Source organism: Pseudomonas edaphica, assembly GCF_005863185.1.
GTDB lineage: Bacteria > Pseudomonadota > Gammaproteobacteria > Pseudomonadales > Pseudomonadaceae > Aquipseudomonas > Aquipseudomonas edaphica.
Genome location: NZ_VBVZ01000390.1, coordinates 1 through 5,941 on the forward strand (window position 1 = coordinate 1; position 5,941 = coordinate 5,941).

The 5,941-nt window shown below is 60.3% G+C and carries 5 protein-coding genes; 2 read left to right on the plus strand and 3 right to left on the minus strand.

Annotated features, from left to right (window positions below; all coding sequences use genetic code 11):
- Positions 1-1,369: dipeptidase (locus tag FEM54_RS22240; protein ID WP_138453043.1), on the plus strand; the 1,369-nt coding region annotated here is incomplete at its 5' end.
- A 72-nt stretch (positions 1,370-1,441) separates the two neighbouring features.
- On the opposite strand, the gene FEM54_RS22245 is transcribed toward FEM54_RS22240, so the two are convergent.
- The 3 genes from FEM54_RS22245 to FEM54_RS22255 form a co-directional block, all read right to left on the minus strand.
- Positions 1,442-1,936: a hypothetical protein gene (locus FEM54_RS22245; protein ID WP_138453045.1), complete on the minus strand. Its 495-nt coding sequence runs from the start codon at positions 1,934-1,936 to the stop codon at positions 1,442-1,444.
- Between the two features lie 20 nt (positions 1,937-1,956).
- A complete protein-coding gene (locus tag FEM54_RS22250; RefSeq protein WP_017136409.1) occupies positions 1,957-2,211 on the minus strand; it encodes a hypothetical protein in 255 nt (84 codons plus the stop codon).
- A gap of 126 nt (positions 2,212-2,337) precedes the next feature.
- Positions 2,338-3,999, minus strand: a complete 1,662-nt coding sequence (locus FEM54_RS22255; protein ID WP_017136410.1) for an NAD(P)H dependent flavin oxidoreductase family protein — start codon at positions 3,997-3,999, stop codon at positions 2,338-2,340.
- A 77-nt stretch (positions 4,000-4,076) separates the two neighbouring features.
- Between FEM54_RS22255 and pdxR the strand changes: the two genes are divergently transcribed.
- Positions 4,077-5,558 (plus strand): MocR-like pyridoxine biosynthesis transcription factor PdxR, encoded by a 1,482-nt coding sequence (pdxR, locus tag FEM54_RS22260; RefSeq protein WP_138453047.1) that lies wholly within the window; start codon positions 4,077-4,079, stop codon positions 5,556-5,558.
- Positions 5,559-5,941 lie beyond the last annotated feature (383 nt).

Here is a 5,941-nt window from a genome sequence, read left to right on the forward strand (position 1 = left end):
GTACAAGAACCCGGAATTCCTCAAGATCGCCGACAAGATCCAGGGCCTGGCCAAAGCCTTCAACCTGAACTTCCGTAACGTCGACAACCGCGTGTATGAAATCTCCCTGGAAGGCAGCGGCGATGAAGTGGTCGGCATTCACGCCCACGCCGACGTGGTGCCAGTGACCCCGGAAAACTGGGTGCTCAAGGACGGCACCAGGCTCGACCCGTTCAAAGTCACCCTGATCGGCGACCGCATGTACGGCCGTGGCACCGAGGATGACAAGAACGGCATCGTGGTGACGATGTATGCGATGAAGGTCATCAAGGAAGAAAAGCTGCCACTGGCGCGCAACTTCAAGCTGCTAGTGGACACCACCGAGGAAACGTCCGGAGACGCCATTCCTTACTACTTCGAGCATAACCCGACGCCGCAATACAACCTGGCGCTGGATGGCGGCTACCCGGTGGTGATTGCCGAAAAAGGCTACGGCACCGTCATGGCAAGCTTTCCGGTGCGCAAAGGTGACGGCAAAGGCGCAGAAATCATCGCCATGACCGGCGGCGCGGCCACCAACCAGATTCCTTCGGTGTCGGTGGCCACTCTGCTCAGCGACAAGCCTGCGGAGCTGGCGGCCAACCTGCAAAAAGCCGGCGATGAATACGCCAAAAATAATGGCGCTGACTTCACCGTGGCGGCCAAGGTGGTGGGCAAAGAGGTCAAGCTGACGGTCACCGGTGTGTCCGCGCACTCGTCCGAGCCGGAAACCGGCGTGAACCCGGTCGCACGTATGCTGGAGCTGATCCACAGCGTCGACGGCAAGATCGCCCTCAAGCACAACCACATCACCGACGCCGCAAAATATGCCGCCGACAACTGGGGCCTGGATTACCTGGGCGGCAAGTTGGGCGTGGGCTTCTCCGATGCATTCATGGGGCCGCTGACCACTTCGCTGACCTTTGTTGGCCAAGACGCCAAAGCCTTCAAACTGGCGGTGAACTTGCGCATTCCCAAGGGCAAGTCGCCGGAAAAACTCAAGGCCGAGATCGAAGAGAAAATCAGCGCCTGGGACAAACACACCAAAGTGGCCATGGACGTCACTTACTCGGTGGCAGAACCGATGTATCGCAACCCTGAAGGTGAGTGGGTCAAAGCGCTGTTGGCCGTGGCCAGCGAAAACCTCGGCATGGAGCACAAGTTCGGCACCTCAGCCGGCGCGACCTCCGTGCATGAGCTGCCCAATGGCGTGCAATTCGGCCTGGCGAAGCCGGACGTGAAGTACACCGGGCACACCGACGGTGAGTTCAAGACCGTCGAGCAGTTCCTGTTGGACCTGCAGATCGTCACGGAAATGATCGGCCGTGTGGGGCAACTGCCGAAGCTCTGATAAGCGCAGGTAAAAACCACAACGCCGATCAACATTGATCGGCGTTGTGGTTAAACAGGTCTGGCTTGCGGCCTAAAACATATCCATCGCATTGCACAGCTTGGCCTTCTCTACCGGCACGTTCTGCGGTTTCCCCGTCGGGTTCAGGCGCTGCAATGCAATCAGGCACTGGCCACCGTCCAGCAGGATCAGTTCGTAATCTTGCCCGGCCTTGGGGGTGAAGTGAAAGCTCTGCCTGCAGCTGTAGGAATTGCCGCCAGAAACATAGCCCTCACTCTGGAAGTTCATGGCAAAAGGCTTGTTCGCCGGCACCTTCAGTTCGCTACGCGCCGAGCCTTGCGCCTCCACCCGGCGGTTGCTCTCGGGCATGCCCAGGCTGCGGCCATTATTCTGACCCGCAAAGCCGGATTCGGACACGGCCATCACCCCGGCGCCAGGCACCCGCCGCAAACGTGCGGTATCCCCGGATGTGGGTTCAACATAGGCCGTGTTGTAAGCACGGATATTGGAAATATTGCCGCAGCCACTTACGGCCACGGCCAGGCCTGCTATCAGAAACGCTCTCATGGAAATCCTTTTTTTGAGGCTTAACGGCAGTGATAAGGGCTTTCGCTGCGCAGTTCCTCGCCGGTCCGGGCATCGCGAATGATGACCGTCGCCCCCGGCGCATTGAGGCAGAACGCATTGCGTATGGGGTAAATGTTATGGCCCTCGGCGGTGAAGGTGCCGAGCCTGGTTAACGGGGCGCCGGAGGCGTCCTGAGCCGTCACGGTGTATTCACCCGACATGGTCAGGCAGCCGCTCAGTGACAGCAGCAAGGTGGCGCAGATTGCATATTTCACAGGTGATGTCCCTATCGCACAGAAATAATTGCCGTGATTGGCAATGGCTGTATGAGCCGACTGCGCCCATATAGTTCAGGGAAACTCGGGAAACCTCCTACCTAACACCTAGAGTGCCTCAGCCCTTCAAGCTTCAAGCATCAGGATATCTTCAAAGAACCCACCAACCGGCTCGGTGGGGTGGCAGAGCTGGATCTCCAGCACCCACACCATTTCACTCGGTGTGATCTCAAGCTCGGCCAATTCCGTGGTGCCGAACAGTGCGTGGGGGAAATCCGCAATACGGTGGCCGGCCAGGTTGCGCGACAACCGCCAGCCCTTGGAAACGGCCCGTTCCTCGGCAAAGTCATAGAGTTCACAGCCGGTCATGCCACGCTTCCAGGCCTCGCGGGTTTCATCGAACACTTCATGCACGGCCTTGAAGCAATCGCGGTGCAGCGCTGACTCGCCGAAAACAAAGGTGTCGCCATAGTCGCCCTCGTAGCCGTCCCACACCGGGCCGAGGTCGACCACCACGATATCGCTGGCACGCAGCGGGCGCAGTGGGTCAATGCCTTCTCTCGGTGGGCGAACCGTGTCGTCGCCAAAACGGATGTACGTCGGGTGCCAGGTGTGGGAGGCGCCCATGGCCTGCAACTGCTCGGCGGCCATGTCGAGGGCTTCCCCGGTGGTCATGCCGACCTTGAGCTGGCTGGCAATCGCTGCCAGGGCGCGGATGGTTTTTTCACGAGCGGCGAGCATGCCGTCCAGCGAATACCTCGGGCCGACCTTTTCCCAGGTGTCATCCAGGGTCTTGAGCAGCGCGTCGGCGCTCGACTGGCCGCTGGGCACAAAGGCTTCGGCGATAAACCGATGGCTCGGTAAACCTGCTTCCAGGCACTTGGCACGCGTCTGGCTGATCATGCCGCCATTACCGCAGGCATACACCTGAGCGGCTTCCCAACGGTGCCCGTGGCCTAGCGCGACTTCCTGCACCTTGCCCTGCGAGGCCAATACTGGGTGCCAGTGGAAACGCGGGTGGTCGATGACCGCCTGGTCCAGGAATGCGCGGTCGTAAAAATCTGCTGCTTGCGCGCCGCCCCAGTAAAACGTCACCTCTACATCACGCTTCAAGGCGGTCAGCAAGATCGGCTTGATACCCGCATAGCCGGTGCCGGTGGCAAACAGGACGACCGGCGCAGCGTCATCGTCCTGCCAGGTGCAGGCACCAAAAGGCCCTTCCAGCGGCAACAGGTCGCCGGCCTCAAGGCTGCCCAGCAGGGTCTCGGAAAACAGCCCGCCGCTCACCTGGCGAATCTGAAACACCAGCCGCCCATCGCCGTCGGCCGGCAAGTTGGCGATCGAGAAGCACCGCGAATCACCATCGACCAGGCGGACCTTGAGGTACTGGCCTGCCCGCACGGCCAATGGCATATCCGGCATCACCACCAACTCGATGATGTCGGAGCTCAGTGCGCGCTTGCTCAGCACTGTCGACTCGACGACCAGCGCGGGCGTGTCCAGCGACCAGCCGGGAATTTCCAGGCGCATGTCGGCGCAGGCATGGCTTTGGCACAGCAGCATTTCATTGGCCGCCAGCGGGTAGCTCGGCGCGGGTGCGCCGGGGGCCAGTTGCTTGGCGCGGTATTCACCTTGGGTGACCACCACCTTGCACGACCCACAGGCACCGCGTCGACACGAGAACGGCACTGACAAACCGCTGGCGAGCATCGCGTCCAGCAACAGCTCATCACCGGCTTCAAAGGTTTTACCCGAGGGAGAGAGTTCGATTACATGGCGTGTGTTCATAAAGACCTCGGAGTAAGTGAGGCCTGATTGTTGCGCTAGACTAGGCCCATTAAAACCTCCAGTTTTGGATACTTCAGATGGTCCAGATGCGTAAGTGGCGCCCCTTGCTCAAACTTGATGACGGTTCAAGCCAAGCCTCCTATCGCAAGATTGCCGAAGGCCTCGTCGCGGCCATCCTCGAAGGGCGGCTGCCGCCCGGCACGCTGCTGCCGGGCACTCGGGAGATGGCGCACCTGCTCGACGTCAACCGCAAAACCGTGATCCTGGCCTACGAAGAGGCCATGACCAAAGGCTGGCTGATCAGCGAGCCGCGCCGTGGCACCTTCGTCAATGCGCAACTGGCGCCCAAGCCCGTGCCCAGTCGCTCGCAACCGTCTTTCGCCCCAGCGCTGGTGCCACAGGCGGTCGTGCCCTACTTCGCCCAGAACGCCCAGGTGATTGCCCTGGAGCACCGGCATGACGCGTTATTTTTCGATAACGGCGCGTGCGATCACCGCTTGCTGCCGCAAGCCGTGCTGCATCGTTACTACCGCAACGCCTTGCGCAGCAGCTTTACCACCAACACGGTGCGCTACGGCAGCGAGGGCACCGGCTATTACCTGCGCTGCGCGCTGGCCGACATGCTGCGTAACAATCGCGGGCTGATGATCAGCGCCGAGAATATCTGCCTGACGCCAGGCACCCAGGTGTCGCTGTACCTCACGGCCAGCCTGCTGATCCAGCCCGGTGACGTGGTGTTGGTGGAGCGCCTGAGTTACCCACCGGCGTGGGAGATTTTCCGCAAGCTCGGTGCGCGTTTGATCACGGTCGACATGGACGATGAAGGCTGCCGCACCGACCATATCGAGCAGCTCTGCCAAACGCATAAAGTGCGCATGATCTATCTCACCCCGCACCATCAATTCCCCACCACCGTAAGCCTGCATGCGGCACGTCGGCAACAGCTGCTGGCCTTGGCGGCGCTGCATGATTTTTGCGTGATCGAAGAAGACTACGACCACGAGTATCACTTCAATGGACGGCCCTATTTGCCGCTGGCCAGTGACAGCGCGCAACGCCATGTGATCTACATCGGCTCGCTCTCAAAGGCATTGGGATCGACGTTTCGTTGCAGCTATGTGGTGGCGCCTGCCCATGTGATTGAGGTGCTGCAAAAAAGCGCCGCACTGGTGGTGGGCGACACCGATGCCGTCGCGCAGAAAATGTTGGCGGACCTGATCAATGAGGGTGAATTGAAGAAGCACTTGCGCCGTGTTTCGAAAGAATACGCCGCGCGGCGCGAAGTGTTGCAGAGCTGTCTGCACGAGGCGTTCGGCGAGCGTATGCAGGTGCGTACGCCCGAGGGCGGGCTGGCGCTGTGGGTGCGTTTCCAGGATGAGACGAATGTTGACCGGTTAGTGGAGGATGCCCTGGGCCAGGGAGTTGTGGTGCGCAGTGCGCGTCAGTTTTCGCCTGAGGGCTTGGCGGAGAACGCGTTGCGCCTGGGGTTTGCTTCGCTCAATCGGGATGAGATCCGCCAGGGTACGTTGCGCTTGGCGCGGGCCATGAAGATGTGTTGAACACAGGCCGAACGCTCTGTGTGGGGGGGGGTTGTTGAGTACATATCCGTTGCTGCGGTAACGGCGGCTTATGGTTCCGCTCTTACAGCGGGTCACTTTTGCAAGGACCGGAATGCCGGCCCAGTCAAAAGTAACCAAAAGGTCCTCGCCCCAACACTCGGTGCCTCGCTATGGCTCGGCATGCCCGCAATCCGACAGTGATTTGGGGGGCGATTTCAGATCAAGATCAAAAGCGCAGATCAAAAAACCGCTGACTTCTTCATCGAAAAGGATGTAAGGACCAGAGCAACAGCAACAGCAGAGCCATACTCGGTCTAATGTGGGAGCTGGCTTGCCTGCGATGCAGGCACCTCGGTGTGTCAGGCACACTGAGTTGATGCCAT